Annotated in this window: 23 protein-coding genes; 15 read left to right on the forward strand and 8 right to left on the reverse strand. The window is 41.6% G+C overall.

Annotated features, from left to right (window positions below):
- Positions 1-13: 13 nt before the first annotated feature.
- The 3 genes from IQ31_RS11870 to IQ31_RS11880 all read right to left on the reverse strand — a co-directional run bounded on the left by IQ31_RS11870 (position 14) and on the right by IQ31_RS11880 (position 5,977).
- Positions 14-1,579: a SusD/RagB family nutrient-binding outer membrane lipoprotein gene (locus tag IQ31_RS11870; RefSeq protein WP_145328124.1), complete on the reverse strand. Its 1,566-nt coding sequence runs from the start codon at positions 1,577-1,579 to the stop codon at positions 14-16.
- Positions 1,580-1,591: 12 nt separating this feature from the next.
- On the reverse strand, positions 1,592-4,675 hold the full coding sequence (locus IQ31_RS11875) for a SusC/RagA family TonB-linked outer membrane protein (protein WP_145328125.1): 3,084 nt from the start codon (positions 4,673-4,675) through the stop codon (positions 1,592-1,594).
- Positions 4,676-5,221: 546 nt separating this feature from the next.
- The gene (locus IQ31_RS11880; protein WP_145328126.1) at positions 5,222-5,977 is read right to left on the reverse strand and encodes a hypothetical protein; all 756 of its coding nucleotides are present in this window, start codon (positions 5,975-5,977) and stop codon (positions 5,222-5,224) included.
- Positions 5,978-6,247: 270 nt separating this feature from the next.
- On the opposite strand from IQ31_RS11880, the gene IQ31_RS11885 reads away from it, so the two are divergent.
- A complete protein-coding gene (locus tag IQ31_RS11885) occupies positions 6,248-7,204 on the forward strand; it encodes an RpnC/YadD family protein (protein WP_088159890.1) in 957 nt (318 codons plus the stop codon).
- A gap of 610 nt (positions 7,205-7,814) precedes the next feature.
- On the opposite strand, the gene IQ31_RS11890 is transcribed toward IQ31_RS11885, so the two are convergent.
- Positions 7,815-8,189: a hypothetical protein gene (locus IQ31_RS11890; RefSeq protein ID WP_088159892.1), complete on the reverse strand. Its 375-nt coding sequence runs from the start codon at positions 8,187-8,189 to the stop codon at positions 7,815-7,817.
- 1,603 nt (positions 8,190-9,792) lie between these two features.
- Between IQ31_RS11890 and IQ31_RS11900 the strand changes: the two genes are divergently transcribed.
- From IQ31_RS11900 to IQ31_RS11915, 4 genes are read left to right on the forward strand one after another with little or no spacing between them, the layout of a single operon-like run.
- Positions 9,793-10,170, forward strand: a complete 378-nt coding sequence (locus IQ31_RS11900) for a hypothetical protein (RefSeq protein ID WP_145328128.1) — start codon at positions 9,793-9,795, stop codon at positions 10,168-10,170.
- 1 nt (position 10,171) lies between these two features.
- The gene (locus tag IQ31_RS11905) at positions 10,172-10,789 is read left to right on the forward strand and encodes a TlpA family protein disulfide reductase (RefSeq protein WP_145328129.1); all 618 of its coding nucleotides are present in this window, start codon (positions 10,172-10,174) and stop codon (positions 10,787-10,789) included.
- Positions 10,773-13,949, forward strand: coding sequence for a SusC/RagA family TonB-linked outer membrane protein (locus IQ31_RS11910; RefSeq protein WP_158638867.1), 3,177 nt, complete (start codon positions 10,773-10,775; stop codon positions 13,947-13,949). The genes IQ31_RS11905 and IQ31_RS11910 overlap by 17 nt, the downstream gene beginning before the upstream one ends.
- Positions 13,950-13,959: 10 nt before the next feature.
- The gene (locus IQ31_RS11915; protein WP_145328131.1) at positions 13,960-15,327 is read left to right on the forward strand and encodes a RagB/SusD family nutrient uptake outer membrane protein; all 1,368 of its coding nucleotides are present in this window, start codon (positions 13,960-13,962) and stop codon (positions 15,325-15,327) included.
- Positions 15,328-15,385: 58 nt separating this feature from the next.
- Here the strand turns inward: IQ31_RS11915 and IQ31_RS11920 are convergent, their stop codons facing one another.
- The gene (locus IQ31_RS11920; protein ID WP_158638869.1) at positions 15,386-15,751 is read right to left on the reverse strand and encodes a hypothetical protein; all 366 of its coding nucleotides are present in this window, start codon (positions 15,749-15,751) and stop codon (positions 15,386-15,388) included.
- Positions 15,752-16,110: 359 nt separating this feature from the next.
- Complete coding sequence (locus IQ31_RS11925) at positions 16,111-17,082, reverse strand: helix-turn-helix domain-containing protein (RefSeq protein ID WP_145328132.1); 972 nt, start codon at positions 17,080-17,082, stop codon at positions 16,111-16,113.
- A gap of 325 nt (positions 17,083-17,407) precedes the next feature.
- Here IQ31_RS11925 and IQ31_RS28070 point away from each other — a divergent pair, with 325 nt between their 5' ends.
- From IQ31_RS28070 to IQ31_RS11965, 10 genes are all read left to right on the forward strand, one after another.
- Positions 17,408-17,536, forward strand: coding sequence for a hypothetical protein (locus IQ31_RS28070; protein WP_262511799.1), 129 nt, complete (start codon positions 17,408-17,410; stop codon positions 17,534-17,536).
- 84 nt (positions 17,537-17,620) lie between these two features.
- Positions 17,621-18,544 carry a hypothetical protein gene (locus IQ31_RS11930; RefSeq protein WP_145328133.1) on the forward strand — a complete coding sequence of 308 codons (924 nt, stop codon included), beginning with the start codon at positions 17,621-17,623 and terminating at the stop codon, positions 18,542-18,544.
- 179 nt (positions 18,545-18,723) lie between these two features.
- Positions 18,724-19,752 carry a hypothetical protein gene (locus IQ31_RS11935; protein WP_145328134.1) on the forward strand — a complete coding sequence of 343 codons (1,029 nt, stop codon included), beginning with the start codon at positions 18,724-18,726 and terminating at the stop codon, positions 19,750-19,752.
- Positions 19,753-19,778: 26 nt separating this feature from the next.
- Positions 19,779-20,552 (forward strand): LytR/AlgR family response regulator transcription factor, encoded by a 774-nt coding sequence (locus IQ31_RS11940; protein WP_145328135.1) that lies wholly within the window; start codon positions 19,779-19,781, stop codon positions 20,550-20,552.
- A gap of 69 nt (positions 20,553-20,621) precedes the next feature.
- Positions 20,622-20,900 carry a hypothetical protein gene (locus tag IQ31_RS11945; RefSeq protein ID WP_145328136.1) on the forward strand — a complete coding sequence of 93 codons (279 nt, stop codon included), beginning with the start codon at positions 20,622-20,624 and terminating at the stop codon, positions 20,898-20,900.
- A 314-nt stretch (positions 20,901-21,214) separates the two neighbouring features.
- Positions 21,215-21,793 carry a hypothetical protein gene (locus tag IQ31_RS11950; protein ID WP_145328137.1) on the forward strand — a complete coding sequence of 193 codons (579 nt, stop codon included), beginning with the start codon at positions 21,215-21,217 and terminating at the stop codon, positions 21,791-21,793.
- A 3-nt stretch (positions 21,794-21,796) separates the two neighbouring features.
- The gene (locus IQ31_RS11955; protein ID WP_145328138.1) at positions 21,797-22,249 is read left to right on the forward strand and encodes a DUF5675 family protein; all 453 of its coding nucleotides are present in this window, start codon (positions 21,797-21,799) and stop codon (positions 22,247-22,249) included.
- Positions 22,250-22,272: 23 nt separating this feature from the next.
- Positions 22,273-22,551 carry a hypothetical protein gene (locus IQ31_RS11960; protein WP_145328139.1) on the forward strand — a complete coding sequence of 93 codons (279 nt, stop codon included), beginning with the start codon at positions 22,273-22,275 and terminating at the stop codon, positions 22,549-22,551.
- Positions 22,538-22,705, forward strand: coding sequence for a hypothetical protein (locus IQ31_RS27340; protein ID WP_158638870.1), 168 nt, complete (start codon positions 22,538-22,540; stop codon positions 22,703-22,705). Before IQ31_RS11960 ends, IQ31_RS27340 begins: the two co-directional genes overlap by 14 nt.
- A gap of 229 nt (positions 22,706-22,934) precedes the next feature.
- On the forward strand, positions 22,935-24,056 hold the full coding sequence (locus IQ31_RS11965) for a Fic family protein (protein WP_145328140.1): 1,122 nt from the start codon (positions 22,935-22,937) through the stop codon (positions 24,054-24,056).
- A 101-nt stretch (positions 24,057-24,157) separates the two neighbouring features.
- Here IQ31_RS11965 and porM read toward each other — a convergent pair whose 3' ends face one another.
- Both porM and porL read right to left on the reverse strand, forming a co-directional pair.
- A complete protein-coding gene (gene porM / locus IQ31_RS11970; protein WP_145328141.1) occupies positions 24,158-25,693 on the reverse strand; it encodes a type IX secretion system motor protein PorM/GldM in 1,536 nt (511 codons plus the stop codon).
- A 30-nt stretch (positions 25,694-25,723) separates the two neighbouring features.
- A complete protein-coding gene (gene porL, locus IQ31_RS11975) occupies positions 25,724-26,536 on the reverse strand; it encodes a type IX secretion system motor protein PorL/GldL (protein WP_088159910.1) in 813 nt (270 codons plus the stop codon).
- Positions 26,537-26,895 lie beyond the last annotated feature (359 nt).

Here is a 26,895-nt window from a genome sequence, read left to right on the forward strand (position 1 = left end):
TTCCTTTAATACGTTAATAAGTTGTTGTAACAAACCAGGTTGGCTTAATCACGTACTCCGGCTCTAATCCGCCCCATCGCTCTAACTCTGTGGCATTCCATACATACTCCGAATTATAACGAGGCCGGACGCGGTAACAATAATCATTGTAAGTCAGCTGGCTGCCGGCCAATGGAATAAACTGCTTGAATATTTCCGTGTTATAATGATATTTTCTTAAATCACACCATTGTTCAAGACCTCCCCAGCCCCATTGCACAATATACTTTTGTCCCATAATGTCGGCTAGGGTTAGATCAGCAGCAGATAGCGGTATTTCTCCTCCCTTGATGTAATTATCTATTTCAACAGCAGTAATGGATTTTTCATTGGTTGTATTGATGTACTTATTGACGAAGTTCATGTGGGCATAGATGCCTTTGATATAGGCCTCATAGGCCTTTGCTGCGTCGCCTTTGATAAAGAGGGCCTCAGCTTTGACCAGTTGCAGCTGCGCATAGGTCATCAATGGAAAATCTGCGGCGTCTCTAAAGATGAATTTGCCTACACCGCTACTGACGTCGCCTAGGATATTTGGAACGGTGGTATTGGATACATTGGGCTCACCACCGACGAAAATACTGTCAACAGGATTATTGATCATCAACATACGCGATAGGCGAGGGTCTGTCGATATTTTTGGATTTTCAATGGGTTCGCCCCGCAATCCCCCGGTTAGGTAGCGCACAATAGGCTTACCGGCTCTGTTGTAATAGGATGTGGTATAAAGGCCGAATTTTGAGCTCACCACATTGGCTGTTTCGGATTTGTCGCCGTCAAATTTAACGCCTGCATCATCGGATGGTGAATCAAAGGAGCGGTCCACAAAATAGGCAATCGAGTCGGCATACTTTTCCTTAAAATCGGGTTTATTAACCAAGTGAATGTACTGAAGTGCTTTTAGGCCATAGACAAATTTGCGCCAGCGGTCCATATTGCCCCGAAAGAGATTATCGCCCTTTTTTGAATTGAGGTTGGCGCTGTAATCGACGGGGCTTTTTTGATCCAGATAATATAATGCAGAATCACACCATACGCGTACTTTAGCATACACTTCTGGTTGGTCATTGTATCTGAAAGATAACTGTTGCGTACGCAAGGCCTCATCGAGAATAATGGGGCCGTGATAGTCGGTCAGCATCTGATAGCCCCAGGCTTTTACGGCATAGCCGATTGCCGCATATTCATATTTCTGATTGGCTATGGCGTCATTGATCATCAACTGCAGGTTTAGTCCGTGATCAAAATAGACCATACGCCACATTACACCGCCAACATCACTTTGCTGTGGAAATCCATGCCGCTCCCAGATTCGGGAGGACTCATCGGTGCTGGCGCCAAGGATGGTCTGATTGAACTTGTTCATCTGACGTTGGTCATTGGCATAACCATTGGCCATTTGATAGATAATGGGTGCTAAAAGCAATTCGGCTTTTACAAGCTGTGGGTTGGACGGGTTTTCATTGATGTCCAGGTATTTTTTACAACTGCTCAATCCGGTCAGGACTAAGAAAATAAGTATATAAAGCGTTGTTCTCATGGTGTATTCCTCCTAAAATCTCATGTTTAAACCAAAATTGAAACCTCTGGGTTTAGCCATATTCCCGTAATCGATTCCGTATCCGCCGATACCGCCTAGTCCTGCTGTATTGCTATTACTTTCGGGATCCAGCCCTGTGTAATTGGTGAACAGGAAGAGATCGGTGGCTGTAAAAAATACGCTAAGTGCGGCTTGTGACGAGATGCGTTGTGTCAGATGTTTGGGTAGGGCATAGCGAAGAGTTACATCCCGAAGCCTAAATGCATAAATGTTTTTCTCGATAAACATCTGCGGTTCGATATTGGTCATATAGTAGGCGGATGCGGAATATGGTGTTACTGCAATGTGGTTTACTGTTGGATTGGCCGTGTTTTCAAGCCCGTCTTCCAATACGCCCTGAATTACCCGCGGGTCTTCCCGATTTAATGTTTTCACAGACTGCCCATAGGTATAGAGTCTATAATCTAGCCCGTTGAGCACATCACCACCTTTGCGGAGATCCCATAAAAACGTTAGGTAAAAGTTTTTGTAATTGAACTTGTTGACAATTCCAAGTGTATAGTCGGGAATGCGGTCGCCTATCGGATAATACTTATCGGTGCCGGCAATGGGTAAGCCTGTTTGTGGATTGATCAAAATGTCTCCACGCTCGTTTCTTTTAAACTGCGTACCTGTTAGGGTACCGATACTATAGCCGGGCATCACGGAAGAACGTACGCCACTCAGTACCCAGGTGTCTGAATCATAGAGTTCGGGCAATTCTTCAGCAAGCGATAGTACTTTTCCTTTGTATTGGGTAAAATTGAAGGTCATATCCCAGCTGAAATCGTTTTTTTTGATGGGGTTGACGTTGACTTGCAATTCGGTACCATACGTCTTGACTTCACCGCCGTTCATCATCCTTAATACGAAGCCTGAGCCATAACTCAGTCGTGGCAGAATGATCTGCCCGGTGCTTAAACGGTTAAAATAGCTGAAATCAAATGTAAGCCGACGCTTAAAAAAGCCAAATTCGAGTCCTGTTTCAAAATCGCGGGTTTTTTCGGCTTTCAGGTCGGGGTTACCGCCGTTTACGCCGTAAGCAAATCCGCCTCCTGTTGAGAGCTTGGGCTCTAGATTGGATAGGGTATAGTAGCTTTTGAAGGGTGCTTTTCCCGTTGTTCCCACAGAGATGCGGTATTTTCCGTCGCTGAGCCATTGCACTTTATTTTTGAAGAAAGACAAGTCTGAAAAATTGAAGGCCAACGAAGCCGATGGATAGCCAAAATACGGATTATTGGGCATCATGCGGGAGGCTGCATCCAGTCGTCCGGTTAAATTTAGATACAGCAGGTTGTCAAGATATCCAAATCCAGCCTGTGCCAAAAATCCAACTGTCCGAAAGTTATTGGCAACAGATCTTGCCAGGCGCGTACTGGGGAATGTGTTGTTGATGCTGTAAAAGTTGGGATCGTAAAAGTCCTCGCCATATTGGGAGTTAGTAAGGGTATTGTAGTCTTTAAATTCTGTTCCCAAGTTTGCCCTAAAACTAATGTCGCGCCCGATTTTTGTATTGGCCGTCGCCATAAATGATCCCGAGAGCACGCGTGCATTGACTTGATACTCATTCATGGAGCCATTGCGTACATTGGTCGAAGACCCTGATCCGGAGTAGGATTGAGGATGGTAAACGCTTTGCCCCTGTGTGTTGGCAAAGTCGATGCCGATGATCCCGTTGAGGCTTAGCCAGTTCGTAGCACGATAGGTAATGTTGGAAGTCGCAAGGAGGCGGTTTACATCATCATTGGCGGTGTTGCGGTATACATCCCAAAAGGGATTGTCGAGCTCGTTGTAAATATCTGAATTGTGGAGTACACGATTCCCTTTTTCGTCAATCCAGTCGCGAACATCGTACAGCGGGTTGAAGCGCATTAGTGTAATCAAATAACCTGTATTTCCTTTTCGGGCTTTATCGTTCTGTGTATTGATATAATTGAAAGAGGTGTTGAATTCAAGCTTTTCGTTAAACTTAGCTGTTCCGTTGAGACGGGTCGAGAAGCGTTTATAGCTTGTATTTGGTACAATACCGGTATTGTCGCTGTATTCGTTGGACCAGCGGTAGGTCACTTTTTCAGAACCACCTTCAAAGGAGAGGTTATGCTTTTGGTTATACCCGGTGCGGAAAAAATTGTTGACATTGTCTTTGTAGAGGGTAGCTCCTTCAGGATATTTTGGCCCCATAGCGTAGACAGAGGTCCCAGAATACGTACCATTGGTACCCTGTGCATACACATATTGCCGCTCGGGATATTTATTTACCGTTTCAACGCGTCCTGAAAGCGAATAGTTGACGGTAAATTTACCGGCTTTTCCTTTCTTGGTTGTTATGAGAATGGCTCCGCCTGCACCTTGGCTGCCGAATTGGGCTGTCGCCTCGGGGCCTTTCAGGATGGTATAGGTTTCGATATCGTCTGGATTGATATCCATTGCCCGATTGGAGTAATCGAGATCTCGATTTGCTCCATTGCTAGCCAGGTCATTTTCATTCAGTGTGGAGTTGTTGATGGGTACGCCATCGACAACGATAAGGGCATTATTGTCGCCAGAGATAGAGGCAAAGCCACGCAGTACGATCTGTGCAGATGCACCCGGCATACCACTTGTACTATTGATAGAAAGACCCGGTACGCGACCTTGGAGGCCCTGGAAAAACGATTCACGCTGTGTTTCGGATACATCGGACCCTGCGACAATAGGGGTCGAATACCCCAGGGTTTTACGATCACGCTTGATGCCGAAAGCGGTGACAACGACTTCGTCCAAAGAGGAACTGTTTTCGGATAGGCTGACGTTGAGGACCTGCTGGCCGGAAAGAGCTTTTTCGATCTGTTTATAACCGACATGTCTAAAAATTAAGGTGGCGTTTTCTTGTACCGTGATCTTGTAGATGCCACTATTGTTGGTGATGGATTGGGTGTTTTTCCCTTTTTCGAGAACTGTTACACCGCCTAATGCCGACCCATCTGTCGTAGTGACTTTACCGGTAACGATTTTTTGGGCCAGGGCGACACCATACGTACTCAGTAAACTCACTAGTATGAGCATACTTCTTTTCATAATAAAATTGTGTTTGATTAGTTTCGTTTAACTTAGGTTTTGCCGATACACCTGGTGCTTGGGCAACATAAAAATTGTGCTATTTCATAAAAATTTATAGCGGTTAGAAATCGGTTTGTATATGCTTTATATCAAATATAGCATAAAAATGCATTGTTTAAAATATTTTTGGATTTTTTTAGGCTGAAATGTGTAATCTGTTGAATAAAAACGCATAAAGATGCTTTTGTTAATATGATTTTTAGCGCTGTGAAATATGCCAAAGATACCGAGCAGGTTTATCTTGCAATGTAGGGGGAAAAGACAAGCAAAGAAATTGTACACTATTTGGAAGATCGTGGGATCGGCATTCCACATAAAGATCTGGATGTCATATTTAAAGTCCATGAGCGCGCAGGCAAAGCGCTTGAAGCACAGGGGCCGGAAATAGGTTCTCCCTAGTCAAAGAGTTGATGGAACGTTCGGACGGTAATGTTAATCTCTCCAGTAAGCTGGGTAAGGGAACGATCATTAACTTGTTTTTTCGAATAATTAGGAGCTGTTTCGTTATTTTGTGCTTATAGGGAGTTTGCTGATGTAAATGATCGCTGTATCGGTAGAAGTTGGATAAGTACGTTCATTGCCTTTAACAGCCCACTCAAAACGTGTACCTTCAGCACCAATGTAAAGTCGGTTTTTCTTGTCGTGGTAAATATAATTCAGTTGTCGACGGAAAGGAAAATCGAGCTTCTGTTCGCCTTTATCAGTGACTCTTACTAGTTTATCTGGCTGCATTAACGGGCGGCCGTATTCTTTGTCGATGATTTCATTGGGCTGTGGGCTAATTTTGTATGATTCAGTTTCACTGATCTTTGTTTCTTTTCGATTGACCCGTACTTTATCATAGACTTCATAGCCATATTTGTCCTTTGTGCTCCAACTTTTGCCATGGTCCAACGAGAATAAAAATGGACTTGTCGAGTGGTCCTGGAAGTTGCTTAAAGCCATCAATTCTCCCTGATACATACTGAAGCTTGGTATGCCAAGTCCAGCATCGCGGACCATTTGCCACGAAGCTCCTTTATCTGTAGTCATATAAATCTTATACATGGTGGCTACGACCAAAGTATCGTCAATATTACCGTAAATAGCCGATGTACCTCTGAGCTGGCCCGGGATACTCAATTTCGTCCAGGTAGCATCTCTGGTTTCAATATCAATTAGACCCTCCGACTCAGAAGAGGCATCCTTTTGGCAAGAGCTAAAACATAAGCCTAGGGCGCAGAGAAAAAGAAGAGGGCGGAGAGTCGTTTTAAATTGCATGTTTTTTGCGATTTGAGTAAACAAGCTGTGTGATTTTTAAGCTTTGTATAATTTTAAAGATAGTTATAATAACTGAAAGTTATTATATGTGTGGTTATTTATTTTTATTGTCCACTGCTGATACTCAATACAGGTCTCCTTTTTAGAAAAGTGAATACTAAAGATGCGACCATAATGGAGTACTCACCCTATCTTATAAAATACTAATTATATTAGTATTTTATATTGTTATTTCGTATCTTTGTACTGTTAACCAGTTGATAAATAATTATGAGTCCAAAATCAAGGCGTGTAGACGACCCTTTGTGGAAATCTATCTTAGAACAAACGTTCTCGCATTTTTTACGATTTATCTTTCCGGATGCGGATGCCGTTTTTGATCTGAGCAGACCCTTTGATTATCTCGATAAAGAGTTTGAGAGTTTATTTCCTCCGGAAAGCAACGGCAGGGGAGTCCGTTATGTAGACAAGCTTGTGAAGGTATTTTTAAAGGATGGCCGCGAACAGTTCGTACTCTGCCATGTAGAGATTCAGAGCAATAAAGGCAGGGGAGATTTGGCCGAGCGCATGTTTCGCTATTTTTATAGAATATGGGATCGTTACAAAGTTCCAATTACAGCTATTGCAATTTTGGCAGATGAAAACAAAGGCTATCGACCAGTGGTATATAGCCAGGAGTTTATGGGAACTTCATTACGCTACGATTTTAATAGCTATAAGATCCTCGATCAGGAAGAATCGGAATTGCGAGCAAATGAGAATCCATTTTCAGTGATTGTCCTTACTGCACTTTTGGCTGTAGTAAACAAGAAAGTGACCGATGATGGACTGAAAGAAATAAAACATGATCTGTATGATGAGATGATGAAAAGGAAGATGGATAAGGATACCCGACAGGGGCTATATGATTTCCTTACTTACTACGTAAGTTTTGATAATGAGGAAGTTTTAAGTATATTTGAGCAAGAAATTAAAACAAAAATAGGAAGGAGCGATACAATGGGCACTCAAGAATATTTATTAGATAAAGCTGAAAAAAAAGGAATTCAGAAAGGCATTGAAAAAGGTCTTAAGACTGGTATTGAAAAAGGTCTTAAGACTGGTATTGAAAAAGGTAAGCGTGAAGAAGCTATTGCCATTGCACTAGAGTTTAAGAAAATGGGTTTACCTATTGCTGATATTGCTAAAGGAACCGGTCTTTCTATCGAAGAAATCGAAAAGCTGTAATCAAATACTTTTAAAGTTTATAGATATTTATTTTGAGCCATTTCCGGAAGGGAGTGGCTTTTCATTTTAAGGATGCTATATGGTCAAAAAAACTCCCCTTTCATTGCTGATAAAAGAGGAGTGCCTTTTTAAACTAAATATATGAAAAAACCTTATCGTTAATAATAAAGCGTCCTAATAGATTAAGCCGCTTCGCTAGATGTTGATATATTTCAACAGGCTAATCTAATATAGGAATAATTTTTTGGAATTGGAAAAATAAAAATATTTTTTTATGTCTGCTTCTCCATTTTTTTTGGCTGGCTTAGCTTAACCCAATTATTGGTCGCTCGTCATCGCCGTGGAAGTAGTCAAAAAGTTGACTTGGTTTTATTTGTAATATTTTTGCTAAAGCATACACTTGATAGGGGTAAAAACCGGTATCATCATTTTCATGTCGGATTTTTCTTATTGGGTACACTTGAGGTCCGATTTTCGGTGTCATATCTTTATGTTTACGGCTGGCAACGAAAATTACCTTAGCGAATTTACTTAAGCTTTCATTGGTTTGTGAATTTTTCCGTACCCGTCATTGGCTAAGCCTACACGTTCAATACCAAGTGATGTGTTTCTATTTTTTATCAGATAGGGCCTCTATCAATAACTTTTGTGTAGAAATTAAATCCTTTTGAGTCTGTATTGTTTCTTCCTGCCTAGATATCAGTCGATTAGCCTGGTCTAACTGCTCGTTCAGAGAATTGATTTTTTCATTCCATTGTTTATACTCTTCCTCTCGATAAGTTTTAAATGGCTCATCGTTATAGTAATATTGTATGAAATTATGGTCTAATGCCTTTGAATAGGTTAATAGTTTATCAATGGAAAGAGAAGATCTTTTATAATCATTTCCAACATTTTGCTGGTTTTCATTTATCAGATCACCAACCAATTTCTGCGACAAGTTTTTTCTATCCGCGATTTCCTTAATCTTTTCTCCGATATTCATTAATTTTATTTGTTGTTTTTACAAAATATTTTGTTGATAATTTTTATTTAATTATATTTGTATCATAATCAGGTAATCTGATTTAGTCTCGGATATCGAAACGGCAAATTTCAAATGACACGAGATGTAGGGTTTGCGAACCCCCCAGCTTTTTGTATCTTTACAACAAGGAGGGGCGAGCACTCTCTATTGGAAACTGTGTCAAGGCTCTTTGCCGTGCCCGATGTTCGGTGGAAGATAGTGAGGCTCGCCCCTTTTATATTTAGCCATGCCTTTCATATCTTCCCCCCTTGAGACTCTTTTTGTTAACCATATTGTAATATTATGAGATCAAAAGAGCTAAGAACATTTACAGAACGACGGCAGATCAAGGATCAGCTTCGTCGGCTTGCAGTATCACTGCTCATCAAGAACAAATACTGCCCGCCAGAATAGCTTCTCAAAAGCTTAAAATCAGCAATGGCCCTTTACCTCGGATGAGGAATGTGCATACAAAAGCCAACAAAGGCCTGTGGATAGCACCGCCACTGTTGATTTTGCCGACCGGTACTTTTTTAAGATCTATGCCCCAAAAATGCACGGCTCCCTTCTCTTTTATCTTCGCACTTTAAAAGTAAGGGTTTCCGAAATCAAAAGCAAAGATTTGAGACAAATACTATTATAGAAATTCTATAATAAAGGTCCATTTTTAATAAGAAAGCTTGATTTTAAGGATTCTTAAAAGTTTGGTTTTTTATGACCTTATAAATAAGATCGGGGTCTAGATCACATAAATATGCGATCTTAAATATATGGGCAAAAGTGAATTTCTGTGGGTTATTTAATTTATCAAGATAGGAGTTATATTGAAGCCCTAAAGCTTTCGCCATCTTTGTGGGACCTTGCTTTTCCAATAACCTCATCGATTTGATGATCTTGGACTCAAATAATGACTTTACTGCAAGGAAATCAGGATCAGCACTGCTGGATTTAGTCGACGCATTCATTTATTGAAGTTTGATTTACTAAATGTTGCTTTTTGCAGACTAAATGTGTGTTATAATTTATTATTCATAAATAATAATTTTTATTTTATAAATTTTATGACTATATTTGAATCAATATCCAAGATGAATAAGGTATTAAACTAAAGAGTCTCGACAGCAAATTCCGACAATTTGATTTAGAACGAGACGATAGGATAATGCCTATGATTGCTTTATTTGTACATTTGTACAGCTATAGCGTCATGGGCCCTATCGTAGACCGTTTCTAAAAGGCGTCGGAACCTTGCTGTACGGTGATAGGGCCTGCTATAGCCATTTTCCCGAATAAGACTCACAATTATAAACGTGAGCATGAACCACAAAAAACAGACAACAAAAAATCTTATTTCAGCTCCCGAGTAGCTCGGGTAGCTAAGTCAAACATGATTTGACCCTACACTGCTATGGATTGCATCACGCCAATATGATAACCTTTGTGATAACCACTCAAATGCGATCTAGCTTCCCAATTAATTTATTGTTTACCTGACCTAAGCAAGCTCAGGTCCCCCAAAAAAAGCTGATTTCGGTCGGACAGGGAGAGCTATGCGCTAAGGTCACAGCCAAAAACTAAACACATGAAAGCCATTTATGAAGATCTCCTATATCTCGACACGCCATTCTACGAGATTCATGAAGACAATTACGATCCATTGAAATGTATCGAAAGCTTTTGGGATAATTATCCGCTAGTCACGATACGCGAAAACCTCTATGCGTTGGACCTCAGATGCAAAACCCTCGGCGAAGTTACCGAAAGCAAATTAGAAGCTGTACAGCAAACGCTCTTTCTAGCGGATGTCCTGCGCGCGCTAATAGCTTATTTCCTGACGCATAGCCGCCAGATTGATACGAGCCAAATTAGACTGTCAACTATGGAAGCTAATATGAAGGAAATCCAGCTGACCAAACAAATCAACGATTTTTTTCAATCCATTAACCCACCAAAATCTTAAGATGATGAAAACAATACTATATAATTTGTACAAGGCTTTTAAGAGCAAACGAGCACGAGCGATACTGCTGTGTTTGGTTTCTATGTTTAGTTTATCGGCCCAGACCCCCCGCAAGGACAGCGGGGCGGATGGGGCCGATATCGTTGAGCCAGTCCTAGTCGGAAATAAATTACCTCAAGATTTCTGGTCGCATAAAGTAAAGATCTATAATCAGGGGGACACAGCGTTCGTAGAACTATCTAAGTACGAAGGCAAATCTTTTATTCTCGACTTTTGGTCTACTACCTGTGGTACTTGCATCAGTGGTATGTCAGATTTGATTAAAATCCAAAAGAGTTTTGGGAAGGAACTTAATGTCTTGCTCGTAAACTCATATGGTAAATTAGACACCTATCAACGTATTCACAAGATGCCTATCGATGTCCTGCGGACAAACGACCTTAGCACTGTGTATGCTGATGATTATCTGATCAAGCTGTTTCCTCATCGTACGTTCCCATTTTATGTTTGGGTGGATCAAAATGGTACAGTGGTAGCATTGACCTTAAAACGGTTGGTTGAAATGGAAAATGTTGAAACATTTATCAAATATAATCGTCTCTATGAAAAGTCTAATTAGTTTGATCTTAATGATGGTCTGCTGTAAAGCGGTCTTTGCGCAGGGTAAATACCGAGGAAATGTTATTGATCAGGATCATAATCCTATTGCTTTCGCTACGTTTAAACTGGAGGGAACTGCACCTGCTTATCGGACTGATTCCTTGGGTAGATTTGAGTTCTCCTCTTCCAATGCAATAAGGTTTGTTACATTTTCGGCCATGGGATTTGAAACCAAAAGCATAAACTGGGATACCAATGTGACAAATCGAACCATCCTATTGAATAGAAAAGAAAATAGACTCGATGAGGTACAAGTGAATACGGGATATCAGTCCATCCCGAAAGACCGGGCGACGGGTAGCTTCGGGGTGGTATCTAATAAAGACTTCAATACAATTCCGAGCAGAGGGATCTTGGATCGCATTGAAGGTAAAGTATCCGGACTGCAGTTTGATAGAAGGAGCGGAAAATCGGTGCTAAATATACGCGGGATAAATACCTTTTCTGAATTAGCGGCCCAGCCCCTCATCGTTGTTGATAATTTCCCTTACGATGGTACGTTGGATGATCTTAATCCTAATGATGTGGAATCTGTCTCCGTATTGAAGGATGCGGCAGCTTCCAGTATATGGGGATCCCGAGCAGGAAATGGCGTGATTGTCGTGACGACCAAAAAAGGAAAGGCAGGCAATAAGCCTATTATCAATTTTACAACGACAACAATGGTCAGTAGAAAACCTGATCTGTTCTATAACAAGACGATCAATAGTAGGGATTTTATCGAAGTGGAACGTTTTCTATTTGATAACAAGTATTATGATGATGCATACAATAGCGCCTATAACCAGACGACTATATTTTCGCCTGTCGTGGACATGCTGTATGCAAATAAAGCGGGGCGCTTGTCGGATATTGATTTGAATACTAGGTTGAAAGCATTGGAAGGGCATGATTATCGAAATGACCTGATGAAATATGTTTATCAGGCGGCTATCAATCAACAGTACTTTTTGGATATTTCCACAAGTAATGCAACCAATAGAAATCGCTATTCGGTTGGCTATGATCGCGGTACAGGGGATACAAAAGGAGCAAATAATGACCGTTTAACTTTGAGGGCTACAAATAGCTGGAAGCTCGGGCAAAAGTTGTCTATAGAAAATATGATTTCTCTGATCAATGGACGGGATCGGGTTTTCTCTTCGACACCACGCTATCCGATGATTCCCGGGGGTGGAAAAAATAATTTGTATCCTTATGCCTCGCTAGTGGACGACGAAGGAAACTTCCTGTCGATTCCGAGATTTTATAATTCATCTTTTCTCGAAAAGGCAAATGCTGACGGTCTATTGGACTGGACCTACCGACCTTTAGCGGATCGGGATAAGTCGACTTACAAGTCCTGGAATCGGCATCTTTATTTAAATTTTAACTTGCATTATGACATCCTGCCCTTCTTAAAGGCCGATTTGATTTATGGTTATGAGCATAGTAATACCAAATCAGAATCGCTTTCGGGAGAGGATTCTTTTGAGGTGCGGGATTTAATAAATAAGTACACGCGAATTGTCAATGGGGCAAAACTGTATGATTTTCCGTTCGGAGCTATAATGCGCAATGCTGACAATGAGATGCAATCGCATAGGGGTAGGGTGCAGGTGAGCCTCAACAAATCTTTTGGAGATGAGCATGTGCTGAATGCGCTGATCGGTACAGAGCTGTATACCAGAAATGCCGACCAGCGCTCATCGGGATCCTATGGCTACAATGCCGAAGTTCTCAGCCGTAAAAGCATGGATTATAATGCTATCTATCAGCTGTATGGTGGACTCGGGTATGGGTTTATGACACCATTGGATTCCTATGCAGGAACATTGTCGAGAACCGTTTCCATGTATTTTAATGGCCTATACGAATACAAGGGGAAATATGGGCTTTCTTTTTCTGCGCGAAAGGACGCCGCGAATTCCTTTGGAACGAATATCAACAGCCAGTGGAATCCACTATGGTCGGCAGGTCTATCTTGGCAGATAGCAAAGGAAAAATTTATGTGTGGGGCGGATTGGATCGATTATTTCAAACTGCGGACAACCTTTGGTTATGGCGGTGTGCAGCCCTCAGGAGCACTTAATAAAACCGTAATTGGTTACGTAGGAAATGCTAAATATTCGAATTTACCTTATGCGATCATTGGAAGCCCTCCAAACCCTGGGCTCAAATGGGAAACGGTACGTACCTTAAATTTTGGGCTGGATTTCTCAATCTATGGTGGTAAATTAACGGCTAATCTAGACTATTATCGGAAAAAGTCTTTTGACCTGCTTTCTGATGACCCCTTTGATCCGACTTCGGGTTATTCGCTATTGACAAAAAATGTAGGTCAAATAGCAACCCATGGGATCGATTTAACGCTCGCCTCAAATGGTAGGTTCGGAAATGGCTACTGGCAGTCTTCCATCAATTTTTCCTATAGCAAAAATAAAGTGACTGATTATAGAGGGACAATCGGAGCGACAAGCATGTATCTGGATGGGGGACAGACGCTGATGCCGCTATTGGGTAAATCTCTGTACCCTGTTTTCTCTTATAAATCCGCTGGGCTGGATCCGGTCAATGGCGATCCAAGGGGATATAAAAATGGCGACATATCGAAAGATTATCAGGCGCTGACTATGGATTCATTGCAATATCTTAATTATCATGGCACTGCTTTACCCCCAATATACGGAGCATGGAATAATACAATTGGCTATGGCAAGTTTTATCTAGATTTTAGTCTGCTCTTTAAATTTGGACACTATTTTAAGAAGAAATCCATTGTCTATGGTAGTCTATTTGACTCCTGGGATGGGCATGCTGATTTTGCTAAAAGATGGCAGCAGCCGGGAGACGAATTGGTGACAACAGTTCCATCGATGCAATACCCCAACGATAGTTATCGCGATCTGTTTTATCAGCATTCTTCCAATAATATCGTCAAAGGTGATCTCATTAGGCTGCAAAATATTAGACTCGGTTACAACTTTGGCCTAAGCGACAGTAAGATCAAGGGTCAACTTTACATTGGAGCAAATAACGTGGGATTGATCTGGCGAAAAAATAAGGAAAATCTTGATCCTGATTATTTGGATTTACCTGCTCCACGGGTGATTTCAATCGGTGGGAATATTAACTTTTAATACTTGTGTGATGAGACAATATATTTACAAGCTACTTATAGCAAGCCTATTTTTTATGGCTTCCTGTAATAAATTTTTGGAGGATAAAACAAATAAAACCAGCACGGTGCCATCCACATTGGAGGATATGCAGGCACTCCTTGATGCGGGCAATGAACTGAATCTCGGAAGTTATCCTTTTTTCTTGGAAGCTTGCACGGATGATTTTCTACTTACGGATGCTGGTTATAATAATCTTGACGTGTTTGATAAGCAGGTGTATACCTTTCAAAACCCAGATTTATATTCGGCAACAGAGAAATTGATATTATGGCGGGATGCCTATAAGGCTATTGCGATAGCCAATACGGTATTGGATGGATTGTCGGATATTAAAATTTTAAAAGGCCTCGATCCTAATAATATCAAAGGGCAAGCACTATTTCATCGAGCTTTTATGCACTTTATACTCCTGCAGATATATGCTGCGCCCTTTGATGAAAAAGGCAATAATAATGTACCTGGAATACCCCTCAAGTTGAGCTCAGATATCAATGACAAAACCAAGCGGTCAACCGTCGGGGAATGTTATCGCTCGGTTATTCAGGATTTGGAGGAAGCAGCTGGCTTGCTTCCAAATGAATTAGGGATTGTGACACGACCTAATAAGATTTCGGCTCATGCCGCACTCTCAAGAGTCTATATGGCGATGGAAGATTACGGAAATGCAAAGAAATATGCTGAATTGGTCTTGACACGGTACGATAAGTTGATGGATCTCAATGCTATGAGTGTGGATGCGTCCTTTCCTTATCCGGCTATGAATGCAGAAACTTTGTTTTTTGCATACTCAAATGGTACAACTATGTTTGGTGGAAGCAGAGGTTCTTATATGGCTGATGATTTATTGAGTATGTATGATACTCATGACCTAAGATTTCGGGCGAACTATAAAAAAGGGACCGATGGGCGCTACACGTTTAAAGGTCATTACGTAGGTTCGGGAACCTACCTTTTCTTTGTTGGACTTACAACTTCTGAAGTCTTATTAAATGCTGCTGAAAGTAATACGCGACTAGGCAATACGACGCTAGCTAAGCAACAACTTAATGAGCTCTTACAAAATCGGATTGAGAAGCAATTCTTTGTGCCTGTAACGGAATCTAACTCAGAAGCTTTGTTGAAAACAATAATTGGGGAGCGGCGTAAGGAATTGGTCCGTAGAGGGCTAAGATGGTCGGATTTGAGACGGCTGAATAAAGACGAACGTTTTAAAAAGCAAATTGTCCGTGCGGTAACCATTGACGGTAAAACTGAACAATTTAAACTTTTGCCGAATAGTAGCGGTTATATTTTTAATATTCCAGCCGAGGTTAAAAATATGACCGGTATGGAATAATCATAAGAAAGTAGCGAAGGATAGTTCCCTCGCTACTTTCTTTGAGCTATAGCTTGAATTAAAACGGCCTGAAATCAGTAACAGTTTCATTCGGTGTTTTACTACTGTTGGCAGTGCTGATGCGAAGCGCGATAGTTGTTGGTGTAGATGACCCCGAAGGGGTAACAAGTGCCGTCATATCGGGTTGTGAGGGGTTTGATGGATTGGCAGGGGCATTGATCTGGCAAACAGTTTGTTTAGCACCTTCACATTCTTCACTTGGCCCCAAGCTGTATTTGCTGGGATCGGTAGGAGAGTCTGAGGATGTGCCATGGTATGACCATACCTGATTCGCCGCTATTATCTTTACTTCTTTCTCTCCTTTAACTTCTTTTTCACTTTGAATACTTTGCGCATTTGCACTCAACGAAATTCCTAATGCCATCACACCAATGCTCATGGTGCCGATGATTCTTTTTGCTAATGTTTTCATTTCTAATGTTTTTAAGTTTATTATTGTTGCTTATCCTTATTATCCTCCTGGATCGGCCGTGGAGGTGTTTCCTAATGACCGGACGGGCATCTCCCTGTCCTCTGATCTGTTATCTTATACCAAAGTTAGCGCAGTAATTTTCGAAAGATGTTTGAATTTTAGGTAGGCCGTTGTATGATTTTTTGTGCGGTGGTGCCCCGTCTTTTCTTCGAGTTTGTATTTTTATTCTTTAGTGGAAGAGCGCATTTTTGGGACGAAATGTCTGATACAAGGGACGAATGCCGAATATTGGGGATAAATAGGCGGTTTTATTATTTATATGCGCTCGGACAGACGCCCGTATGTTTCCGAAAAAAAGCTGAAAAATTCTGCTGGGATCCGTACCCGCAATAATTGCTGACTTCTTTAACCGAATGTCCTGCCAGCAATAACTCTTGTGCTTTAAGGATAAGATGCCTAGTCCAGGTCTGTTTCGGACTTTCACTATAGATGGCTTTATAGATTTTGTTCAATCTGCTCATGTCTACCTGCAGCTGTTCTGCAATCGCATGAATGGAGCAGCTGCTAAAAGTCTGCATCACCTGATCCCGGATCATTTGTTCGGCCCTTTCGGCTAGGAATTGATCGGGATCTATCTTTTCATAGTGTTCAAAATTTTTATAAATGGCGATATCAAATAGGTCATAGACAAGTTTTACAGCCATAGCTTCATTGTCTTTATGATAATTGAAAAAATGCTCTTCAATTCTAGAAAGCTGATAGCTTGTCTTTTCTTTGATTGGCCATAGTGCACTTTGGTAGAGCCGCTTTTTGTCGCGTAAATGTGCTGTACTGAATTTAAATAGAAAATGGTCTTCTTTAAATATTGCTGATCGAATATACCCTATATCGACCAGAACTCCATAGATCAAATATTCTCCCTGCACCAGAAGCGTTTGCATCTTGCCTTTGGGAATATAGGCATAAGTATCATATCCAGAAGGGAGATGCACGTGACTATTATTTGCTGTATGTTCTATGTTAATGGTCGAAACGGAATGCCTATTATACAGCAGATGATAATCGGATTTATCGGTTTGCACGGACAATTGAAACGTTCTTTGCACCTGAACCTGCACGCGATAAAATATAACGCTATGGTAATCAATATATTCTTCTAGCAATTGGATGCTCGCATCCTCATAGCGCTGTAACTGTGAATCGGGAAGCTTGGGCAAAAATGCTCTTACTTGCTTGGTAAATTGGGGCACCTGGGGCAATATAAAATGAAAAGTTTTGATCATTGGATATGCAGTTAATCAGGTTTTATAAAAGGCTCAATCCATGTTTTAAAAGTAAAATCGAGGTTTGAGAAATACTTAAAAAAATGATAGATGACCGATTTCTATCGAAATTATGCAAAAAAACAAGGATATCTGACCTCTTTTCTTATCCCTTACCTCGGCGAAGGCAATTAGCTTTCTTTTTGGGTAACATATCATTCTTTTCCTCTTTTTTAAGGATTTCAGCCATATTTGATCGTTAGCTAATACAATTTTAGTGCATGTACAGCCAGCGGGAGTGGCCTGACCCGTATCGTTGCAGGCCGATGTTTAATTCAATTCAAACATGAACGACAACATACAGACAAGTGATCTTATCGTCGAACTGGGGTTAACTTTGCCTCAGATGATGCAACTATTTCCGGAAATGGGGGATGTCGTTGACGATGAAAAATGTTGGGTAGAAATACCTTAACGCTAATTCAGCATCGCTTTCTGTCGGAAGGCGATGCTGTTCACTGATTGAATAATAACCTAATTTTTCTAGACCACAATTTAAATGAACAATAATCAATTGACCAAACCGTTTTGGTTTGCCAACGTATGGAATTTTTTTCCGGAATTTACGGTAGAAGATCTTGAAATAAATTACCTGAGATGGAGCGCTTACCGAAAGTCTTTTGCCAAGATGCTGCAACCCGTCCAACTGGACCGAATGCTGGACGCCTCTTGTCTTGAAATGCTCCCAACTGATCTTAGCGGGATTGTCATCTCTTTCCATTATGGCCCATACCGTCTGATACCGCGCTATCTGCTTGCAGCAGGCTATAAAATCTCTGTGCTAGCTTCGCCCGGTATCATTAAAAAGGAACAAAAAGAGACTGAACTCCTGATGCAGCTAAACAATCTCGAAGCAGATAGCCTGCGCTATATCGACGCCTCAAGAAGTACAGTGCTCAAAAATGTCGTATCCGATTTGAATGAGAAGCGTTTGGTGCTGGTATACCTTGATGCGGACGAAGGGGTGAATCGCCTAGCTGCTAAAGGGACCCGATCTTTGCTTAAGGTCCCCGTCGCAGCTAGTGGACTGTATTTCCACGCGAGTATCGCCGAGCTTGCCTTCCGGTTTCATATTCCCCTCTCTTTTCTGCTGATGGAAAAAAATGAGAACAATGGACTGTGGAATCTGGCTTTATCAAAAGGGCTGCGCTGTAAAAGAGCGGAGCAACCTGATGGGTTTATGAAGAGGTTTAAGAGAAAACTAAACACGACGATAAACCGCATTGTCATGAAGGAATGGACAGCATGGGAAAACTGGCCCTTGATTCATTTTTATCGTCCGGATCTTAAAGAGAGAAAGGTCGTTTCACAAGATGCACTCACGTGGGTAATGCCTATATATTTACAAGAACGTGCCTTTTTTTTCGACGTGAAAAATCGTCAATTTTTCGAACTAAAAACGGATAATTTGCTAAAAGGGTAAAAATTATGAAATGAAGTAAGTGAGTTGATGTGTAATTTCTTGATAGGGATGGTGTTTCCTTTTGACGAAATATTATTTTTAATTAATTTATTCTTTACGCTTTGTTTTTTGTAATTTAAGTGTTCAAAGTACACCAATTATAGAAAAAACAATTTAGCCATCGTTTAAAATAGGATATAATGGAAGATAGACGGACCAAAATAACCCAGTTTTTCACGCGGAGATACATCTTATTTTTTATCGGAACAGGATTCTTGCTGCTGCTGCTGCTCAAAATGAATATTCAGGTTTGGCATCGATTGACCATGCGACATCTGTTGGCCTTAACCGGACCATACTTGTTTTCATTCGCGATGTATTGGCTGGCGATAAATTTATTGCAGTTAAGTTCTATTTATCTTAAACTGGTCATACTGCTTGTGCTGGGCTGCTGGCAATACCTGAGTATAGATTTCTGGGTGTATTATACCTACTCGTGGCTTCCTGCTCACGGCATTTCATTTGCCGGAAAACTGACGGATTATCATTTGATGCAATTCCACAATCGGATCATGGTAGGCAATTTATTGGTACTGGGGACAGCCTTAATTGTACACAGCGTTTTTAGAAATTGTTCCTATTGGCTAAGGTTTCAATTGCTCACAATGGAATTGAATGCCGGCAGGCTGGCGGGACGTCTCTCTAAGCATTTCGTGAAAGAATGGATCAAGATCGTGCAGCATAACAAATTGCTGCACCGAAACGATACACTGGAACTATTTCGATACATCATTGCAGTGACGGCAAACCGGAAAGTAAAAGTAGCTATTGCCGAAGAATGGAAGCAGCTCAAGGTGATGGCTTCCTGTTTTACAGACCGCTTGATGCTATTTAAGGGGGAAGAAGTCCTCTTTGCGACCGATTGGAGCCGCTCTATCATTGCGGCATCCATGCTCTCGTGGTTTGAAAATGCCCTGAACTATAGTCCTCGGGGAGCACAGGGTCAAATTATCATGGAATGGACGCGGGTAGATGGTCAGTTGCATTTCCAGATGATTAATTATGTTAGCGGAAAGCGCTCAGCGGGGCATACAGGGGTGGGCAATAAGTTGCTGCAGGAACTATTCGATGCGGTATTGCCCGGAACATATCGGATTGAATATCGCGAACAAAATCCCATTTTCAGCGTCCAGCTTACGCTGCTCCAAAACTACCGAAAAGTGATTTAACTGAGTATTTTATAAAATAATGCCATATGCCAATAATCCCTATTCTTATCGTTGAAGATTTTCGACCTGATGCTGAAAAATTAAAAACTCTTTTAGAAGAAACAGATTTGGATCTCCTTATCGATGTGGCGGATAATAAAAAAGATGCCTTACAGAAAATCAACTCCGGCAAGTATGATGTGCTTTTTATGGATGTTGTGCTGGACCAAAGGGCCGACGATACCTTGCTCAATGGAATGGATCTTTACCAGTCTATCGATGCCAAGAAAAGGCCTGAGGTCGTATTTGTGACGGAGCATGAAGCGTTTTCGCTGCGCTCTTATGATTTGGATGCGGCCGACTTTATGCCTAAACCGGCTACGTTTCCGATGGTCTGCAGAGCGCTAGAAAATGCTTTTCGCCGTTTGGCTGTTCCGATCAATCTCAAATTTGTGCCACAGCCTGAATTTGCCTTTATCGAAATGACCGATAAAATGTGTCAAAGAGTACAGTTTAGTGATATTTACTTCGTGCAGAAAGTGAAAGGGGACAATGAACTGGCTTTTTTTGAAAGAAATATGAAATTGGATGTGTTTGGCAAACCAGTTCCGCGAAAGGCAAAAAAGACCATAAAAGAAATTGTCGATTTTTTACCAGCAACCGAATTTGTTCAGGTGGATCAATCGACCCTAGTCAATATGAACTTTATTGTTTCCTTTTTGAAGAGTAAAATTGTGGTGAGCGAGGGCCCTCAGCGCTCGTTCGCTGTGACCCGCAGCTATATCAAGGAACTCCGGCAGAAGCTGCACGTGTTTGAATGAGCAGACGGATAGTGGGGATGAATTAAACTGAATTAATAAACCGAATGATAGTCAAAATAAACTAAGATTATGGAAAAATTTTTTGAAGAAGTAAGATCCGAACTACGCGCGCTCGTACAGGCGGTGCAGGTGATCGCCAAGGAAGCGCGCCAGGTAAGCCAAAACCTGATCAATACAACGTCCGAACTATTGGATAATACCGATATAAAAGAATTACTGCATATCAGGGATACCAAATTGGGGCAGATCAAACCCCAGCTCCCGGGCTACAATCTGGACGGTAAGGATTATTACTTTAAAAATGAAATCATTGCCTATATTAAGGCAAATCCCAAAAAGTACAAGTAGCGTGGAAGAGACAATTGCCCGGATTTTATAAGTACCGGATCTGGGCAATTTTACGCTCCACTCTAGCTTGGCACAAGAAACACACTACCTCGACTAAACGATCACCCTACCTTATCCCTTGTTAAGCTCAAGGATAACCCATGTGCAGGTGTCGTATTTAAGCGTTTTCCATCGTATTCTACCGTATTTCACCGCAGTTACCTGTAGCTATTGACATCGCTTGCTTTCGAGTGCATATTTGTATCGTCAACGCAATGATGGGCGCCCTTTGTTGTGACAGTCAACAGATTATTTAACATTTAAAAACACAAGTAATGGCAAAATCAAAGGGTAATGTCGTCATGGAGGGAGCATCAGGGACAGTAGGCAAGATGCTCGTATTTCGGCAACGTGGCGATCAGACAATCATCGCCCGTAGACCGACTTTTCAAAATAAAAAAGCACCCACAGTTAAACAGCTTGATGTACAAAATCGCTTTATGGATGCTTCGTTATACGCTCGTACGGCGATACAGGATCCTGACCTAAAGGCGGCCTATCAGGCCAAGGCTAATATCAACCAGACGGCCTTCAATGTTGCCTTTAAAGATTACTTTTCGGCACCCGTCATTCGTCGTTGGGACGATAGTGGTTACCAAGGCAATGCCATGGATCAGATCTTATTTATGGTAAAGGATGTGATGAAGGTGGTGAAAGTACAGGTCGGAATTTTCGATGCAAATGACTTGGAGCTGGAAGTAGGGATGGCGCAGGACATGGACGGACAAGGGATATCTTGGATGTACCAGGTACAGGCCGATAATTCGAATTTCGAAAACGCGAAGTACCGGGTAACCCTAACGGATACGCCCGGGCATGAATATACCTATGAGTTAGTTTATGGCAATTCGTAACGTATGGAACTGACACTCAGACGTGTTCGGCAGGGGAATAAGAGTACCCTGTCCGAACTCTACATCAACGGAACTTTCCAGTGTTATGGTCTCGAAGACACCGTGCGCGATGTAAAGATAAAAGGCCGGACAGCTATTCCTGCGGGAACCTACAAACTCGGGATCAACAGGAAGGGCGGGATGAATACCGCATACATAAAGCGATTTCCGGATATGCACGAGGGGATGATCGAAATTAGTGCTATCCCCAATTTCAGTCTCGTCTACATCCATATCGGCAATACGCATGAAGATACGGAAGGCTGCCTGCTGGTTGGAACCTATTTTCATAAAAGTAATGACGACTGGGGTGTCTATCAATCGGCCGAAGCCTATAAGCAGTTGTATCAGACTATAATTGAAATGGTACAAGATGGGCAGGCCACCTTAACGATAGAGAACAAATTTACAGCCTAACGCTAGTTAAATACAAACGAGATATGAAAAAAATTATAGATAAAATTGCTGCGGTCCTGCAGGTGATCCTGCTAGCGCCTGTTAAATTGCCAAATAAAGCTTTGAATATCGCCAAATATATTGCGCTCGGGCTTGGTATTGTGGAATCCGTCTTAGAAAAAGATAAGGACGAAGCAGCAACTTGGGACAAGAATGCTTCTGCAAGTGTTCTGGACGAAAGCCGACAAGGTGATGATCCGGATAAGGATAAAAAAGCGGTCAAACAGATCCCCAAGAAAGGAGGGACAGATGCGCTGGAGTGATGTTAAACTTTCTACCATTGGCGGCACTATTTGTGGCGTCTGGGCATCATTTTCAGTGGGTGGACTACTGCACAGTGCATTGACAGCGCTCATTGGTACACTGGCCAGCTTTCTATTGAGCCGATGGTTAAATCGTATATTCAGGAAGAAATAGAGGTTAGGCATCTGCAGGTGCCTATCGTATGGCCAAAGTTCACCTTAAAAATGCGCATTTTTAAGGTGAACCGGCCTCAGAGAATTATATTTGAGGCTCGAATTGGTGTTCACCTCAAAATGTACTTGTTTTTAAGGTTAATTGTCTTTGAGAAATCATATTTGAGGTTTAAAGTAATGTTCACCTTAAAATATGTAAGTTTTTAATGCTCATTTTTGTATATTCGTATATGACATATAGGATTAACCCCGATAGAACAGCACCATGGAATGGACTTCCTGAATTGCCGATAGCTCCCGAATACTATAAGACTGTCGAAATATATGAGCAACTGGGAAATGCCAAAGCGGCAATAGGTCGTCTACAGGGACGAAGCATTGTGATACCTAACCAGGGTATATTAATCAATTCCATCAGTTTGCAAGAGGCTAAGGCATCGAGTGCGATAGAAAATATCTTTACGACAGACGACGAATTATATCAAGCATTCAGTGAGTCTCAGCAACCACAGGTACAGGGAGCTGCCAAAGAAATTCTAAATTATCGGGAAGCATTATGGGACGGTTATCACTATCTGTCCAATGGGGGAATCATTGATCGCGATTATTTTATCCGAATGTATCGAATTGTAAGTCAGTTCTCTGACGGTATCAGAACGCCCATTGCGCAGATCTATATAAAGCAAGGGGGGTCGGGACCAAACGCAGGGAAAGCACATTATACGCCACCAAGGGGGATAGGTGTGGTGGAACAGAAACTGGACAATTTAATTGACTTTCTCAATAATGATACACAATATCCCTTGGATCCACTTTTAAAAATGGTCATCGGACATTTTCAGTTTGAAGCAATTCATCCCTTTAGGGATGGTAATGGCCGTACGGGACGTATATTTAATATTCATTATCTGACACAGAAGGGCTTGCTCGATTACCCCATCTTATTTATGAGCCGATATATCATGGAGCATAAAGAGGCATACTACGATGGTCTTGCTGGTGTTTCTCAGCGGGGTAGCTGGAAAAATTGGATTTTGTATATGCTGAAAGCCGTAGAGGAAACCGCGACATTGACCTATCACAAGATCAACGATATTATTGCGGCTAAAGATGCGATATTGGATGCTATTGTCCAAAAGGGAGATATAATCAGGCCCGAACTCTTGGTAGAAGCTATATTCACGCAACCTTTTACACGCGTTAAACATCTAACGGATCAAGGGGCCTATGCCGAAAATACGGCGCGTAAATATCTTGATCAGCTCTCCGAGATGGGGATACTCGAAAAACGTGCGGTGAGCCGTAACGTGTATTACCTAAACCTTGAATTATATCGCATTTTATCTGAATAAAAAGCCCTGCTCTTTCTGGAGCAGGGCTAATGTTTCTTAACAACTGCCAGTTTCTATGGAGGAGCAGTTGCTTATTATGTAGTAGATGTAGGTCGGTTATATTAATTGGCCGTCAACGCAACTGCATTAAGCTGTCTTGAGGTTCCATCAGGACCTACAGCAACGATATTGTCGAATATCACGCGTGTGCCTGGTACAATGCCATTAAGGGCTGAAGACATGCTTGAGCTTAGCTGGCCACCAGAAGTGGACAATACGATTGCATCCGCACGCGGCTTAGCAATAATCATCGTAAATTTGGTGACCCTAAAAGTTGCATCAAAGTCAAAGTTATCCAGTTTGGCAAACAATGCATTTTGTGCTTTAAGTGCAACGGTAGCCATTGATCCACCGGTTTTGCCAGCAAACTTGGCAATCGGATCCGGAATGCGTTTCACACGGAATTCTGTCGAACTCAAGGTTTGTGTTTTTCCCGGTGCCACCTCAGCCGAAACCGAAATATGTGCAGTACCCGGTGAACTTACTTTCACATTATACTTACCACCACCGGCACTGGAAATACTACCGCCACTCATGCTGACACGGATTTTATCGGTAGATGTACCCGGAGCTGATACCGATATCGGGTTGTTTACACCAATATACAGTACATTCATTTTGTCTGGTGATACCACGGCCGAAGGACGCGCGACTTGATAAGTCTGTACAGGGGTGCGATATTCTTTATAAGATCCGTCGGTTTGTTTTACTTTGATCACACCGGTCCAGGTATAGATACCTTCCCGACTGGTGTTGACCGAATAAACACCTTTTCCATCCACCACCTGAAGTGATGATCCATTAACAGAAATGGCCGGTTCAGATTTGGAATCAGATGCCGTCAGAAATACTTCGGCTTTATAGGGCTGTCCTTGCACCAAATAAGATGTAGGAGCTACAGCAACCGCTGCAAATTTATCCAGGTTCACGACTGCTTGGTCCATTTTTCCTAAGATTAGCTTAACCACATCAGACTCTGCATTTTGTGCGTCGGTCTGTATTTTGGTCAAGATGGTCATTGCTGCGGTCAAAGGGGTACCACTGCCGAAATTAATTTCTTCCCAGGATTTTTTACCGTTTACAGATTTTTCGGGATCTTTCGCCTCCAGCGAGAACGAAACCATTTTTTGTTCTTCAGGTGTCAGTAGGGCCAACAGTTTAGTACGTGTTGTATTGATTTTATCTTTTAAAACAGTTCCTTTTTTCTCATTGATCATCAGATTCGGCGAAATATCTTCGTTTTCACGTTGGGCCAGATCGCCTTTTTCTTCATCGTATCCACCACCTTGTTTAACGAACTCTTCTTTTAAGGAACTTATATATTGATTGAGTTCTCCAATAATAGCCTGCGCTTTTTTTGCCTTGTCATAAATGGGCTTGGCACGTGCGGGTTCTTCTTTTAATTTGGTGTTTTCGAACGCGGTGAACAGTTGTTGAACGGCTGTGCTGACATTCGATTTGGATGTTTCGAGACTGTTGTTGATATTTTTGAATGCATCCAAGATGGAATCCGGTACATTGAGCGCCAATAAGGCGAGCAGGACCAGATAGAGGATGCCAATCATCCTTTGTCTTGGAGTTTCTCTTCCTAATGCCATTGTTTTTGATTTAAGTAATACAAGAATTAATTACACACGCGGCTGATTCATCGCGCTCAACATGTTGCCATAAATGGCATTCAAGGCATTGAGGTTTTTTGCTAGCTTGCCCACTTCATCTTTAAATGCTTTGGAATCATCCAGCGATTCGTTGAAGTTCTGCATAGTAAAGCTTAGGTTCTCATAAAACTTGTTCATCGATTGTAAATGTGAGGCCGAATCGCGTAACTCACGTTCATACATCGCATTTAATTGGCTTAGGTTGGTTGTCAAACTTTTTACCTGTTCGTGGTAGTTGGACGTATCGCCAGAGGTATTCGACATGGCGACTAGGTTTTGCGAAGCTTTTTCAAACGCTAGGCTCAGGTTATCAAACTTAGAAGTTGCTGTTCGGAGCTTATGGGTGAATTCTTCTGTCGCAAGTGAAACATCTGAAAGCTTATTGATAGCGGATACTTTTTCGCTGAAATCACGTAGGCCACGACCGAGATTTTCAATGCTTGCGGGTTCAATATTTGCATCGGCGAACATTTTGTCCAAAGCAGCTGTGGCCGATGGGCCTGCAGGTTGGGCAACCACAGTTTTTCCTCTTTGAGGTAGCTCCCCAGTAAAATTATCGTCCAATTCAGGATAGACACGTGTCCAGTCTGGTTCTGCAGGAGGGGGATTAAAGCCCATTAAAAAGAATAGGAAGGCTTCTACAGCCAAACCGATTCCGATCATATAATTGGCTGTGGTGCCACCGATATGTAGAATCTTAAATAGTACCCCAATGATGACGATACTCGCTCCCCAGGATATGGCCACATTCAGCCATCTAGAATTGTCTTTTTTCTTGCTCATTGTTTATCTATATTGTTGGTTTAATTTTTTTTGGAAAGTTTGATGTTCCGCATCTTTTAAATTTCTTAATAAACGGAGATTACCTCTTACATAGTATATTTAAGTAATGCACTACATAAAGTTAGTCACCTGTCTGTCATTGGCTCTTTGGGCTCAAAAAACATACCAAAAGGCTGTTCGAGGATAGTCTTATCTGTTAATGCTGATAATTTAAGTTAAGGGGATCAAATTCTTGGACATATTTGTGGTGATTTGCTAGAGATTGATTGGATTTTGCTGTAAAGAATGTTCAAAGAACATATTTTTTGATGGTTAAATATAAAATAAAAAAAAAGGTTTTCAATCGGGGAGATGAAAAC

Source organism: Sphingobacterium siyangense (genome assembly GCF_007830445.1).
Taxonomy (GTDB): domain Bacteria; phylum Bacteroidota; class Bacteroidia; order Sphingobacteriales; family Sphingobacteriaceae; genus Sphingobacterium; species Sphingobacterium siyangense.

Coding starts and splice junctions, on each gene's coding strand:
- porM (WP_145328141.1), bottom strand. CDS start 25,693: ATGGCATTAGGAAGAGAAACTCCAAGACAAAGGATGATTGGCATCCTC.
- IQ31_RS27340 (WP_158638870.1), top strand. CDS start 22,538: ATGCGCTGGAGTGATGTTAAACTTTCTACCATTGGCGGCACTATTTGT.
- IQ31_RS11925 (WP_145328132.1), bottom strand. CDS start 17,082: ATGATCAAAACTTTTCATTTTATATTGCCCCAGGTGCCCCAATTTACC.
- IQ31_RS11930 (WP_145328133.1), top strand. CDS start 17,621: ATGAACAATAATCAATTGACCAAACCGTTTTGGTTTGCCAACGTATGG.
- IQ31_RS11940 (WP_145328135.1), top strand. CDS start 19,779: ATGCCAATAATCCCTATTCTTATCGTTGAAGATTTTCGACCTGATGCT.
- IQ31_RS11965 (WP_145328140.1), top strand. CDS start 22,935: ATGACATATAGGATTAACCCCGATAGAACAGCACCATGGAATGGACTT.
- IQ31_RS11900 (WP_145328128.1), top strand. CDS start 9,793: ATGAAAGCCATTTATGAAGATCTCCTATATCTCGACACGCCATTCTAC.
- IQ31_RS11890 (WP_088159892.1), bottom strand. CDS start 8,189: ATGAATATCGGAGAAAAGATTAAGGAAATCGCGGATAGAAAAAACTTG.
- IQ31_RS11955 (WP_145328138.1), top strand. CDS start 21,797: ATGGAACTGACACTCAGACGTGTTCGGCAGGGGAATAAGAGTACCCTG.
- IQ31_RS11950 (WP_145328137.1), top strand. CDS start 21,215: ATGGCAAAATCAAAGGGTAATGTCGTCATGGAGGGAGCATCAGGGACA.
- porL (WP_088159910.1), bottom strand. CDS start 26,536: ATGAGCAAGAAAAAAGACAATTCTAGATGGCTGAATGTGGCCATATCC.
- IQ31_RS28070 (WP_262511799.1), top strand. CDS start 17,408: ATGAACGACAACATACAGACAAGTGATCTTATCGTCGAACTGGGGTTA.
- IQ31_RS11870 (WP_145328124.1), bottom strand. CDS start 1,579: ATGAGAACAACGCTTTATATACTTATTTTCTTAGTCCTGACCGGATTG.
- IQ31_RS11960 (WP_145328139.1), top strand. CDS start 22,273: ATGAAAAAAATTATAGATAAAATTGCTGCGGTCCTGCAGGTGATCCTG.
- IQ31_RS11920 (WP_158638869.1), bottom strand. CDS start 15,751: ATGGCATTAGGAATTTCGTTGAGTGCAAATGCGCAAAGTATTCAAAGT.
- IQ31_RS11905 (WP_145328129.1), top strand. CDS start 10,172: ATGATGAAAACAATACTATATAATTTGTACAAGGCTTTTAAGAGCAAA.
- IQ31_RS11915 (WP_145328131.1), top strand. CDS start 13,960: ATGAGACAATATATTTACAAGCTACTTATAGCAAGCCTATTTTTTATG.
- IQ31_RS11875 (WP_145328125.1), bottom strand. CDS start 4,675: ATGAAAAGAAGTATGCTCATACTAGTGAGTTTACTGAGTACGTATGGT.
- IQ31_RS11880 (WP_145328126.1), bottom strand. CDS start 5,977: ATGCAATTTAAAACGACTCTCCGCCCTCTTCTTTTTCTCTGCGCCCTA.
- IQ31_RS11885 (WP_088159890.1), top strand. CDS start 6,248: ATGAGTCCAAAATCAAGGCGTGTAGACGACCCTTTGTGGAAATCTATC.
- IQ31_RS11935 (WP_145328134.1), top strand. CDS start 18,724: ATGGAAGATAGACGGACCAAAATAACCCAGTTTTTCACGCGGAGATAC.
- IQ31_RS11910 (WP_158638867.1), top strand. CDS start 10,773: ATGAAAAGTCTAATTAGTTTGATCTTAATGATGGTCTGCTGTAAAGCG.
- IQ31_RS11945 (WP_145328136.1), top strand. CDS start 20,622: ATGGAAAAATTTTTTGAAGAAGTAAGATCCGAACTACGCGCGCTCGTA.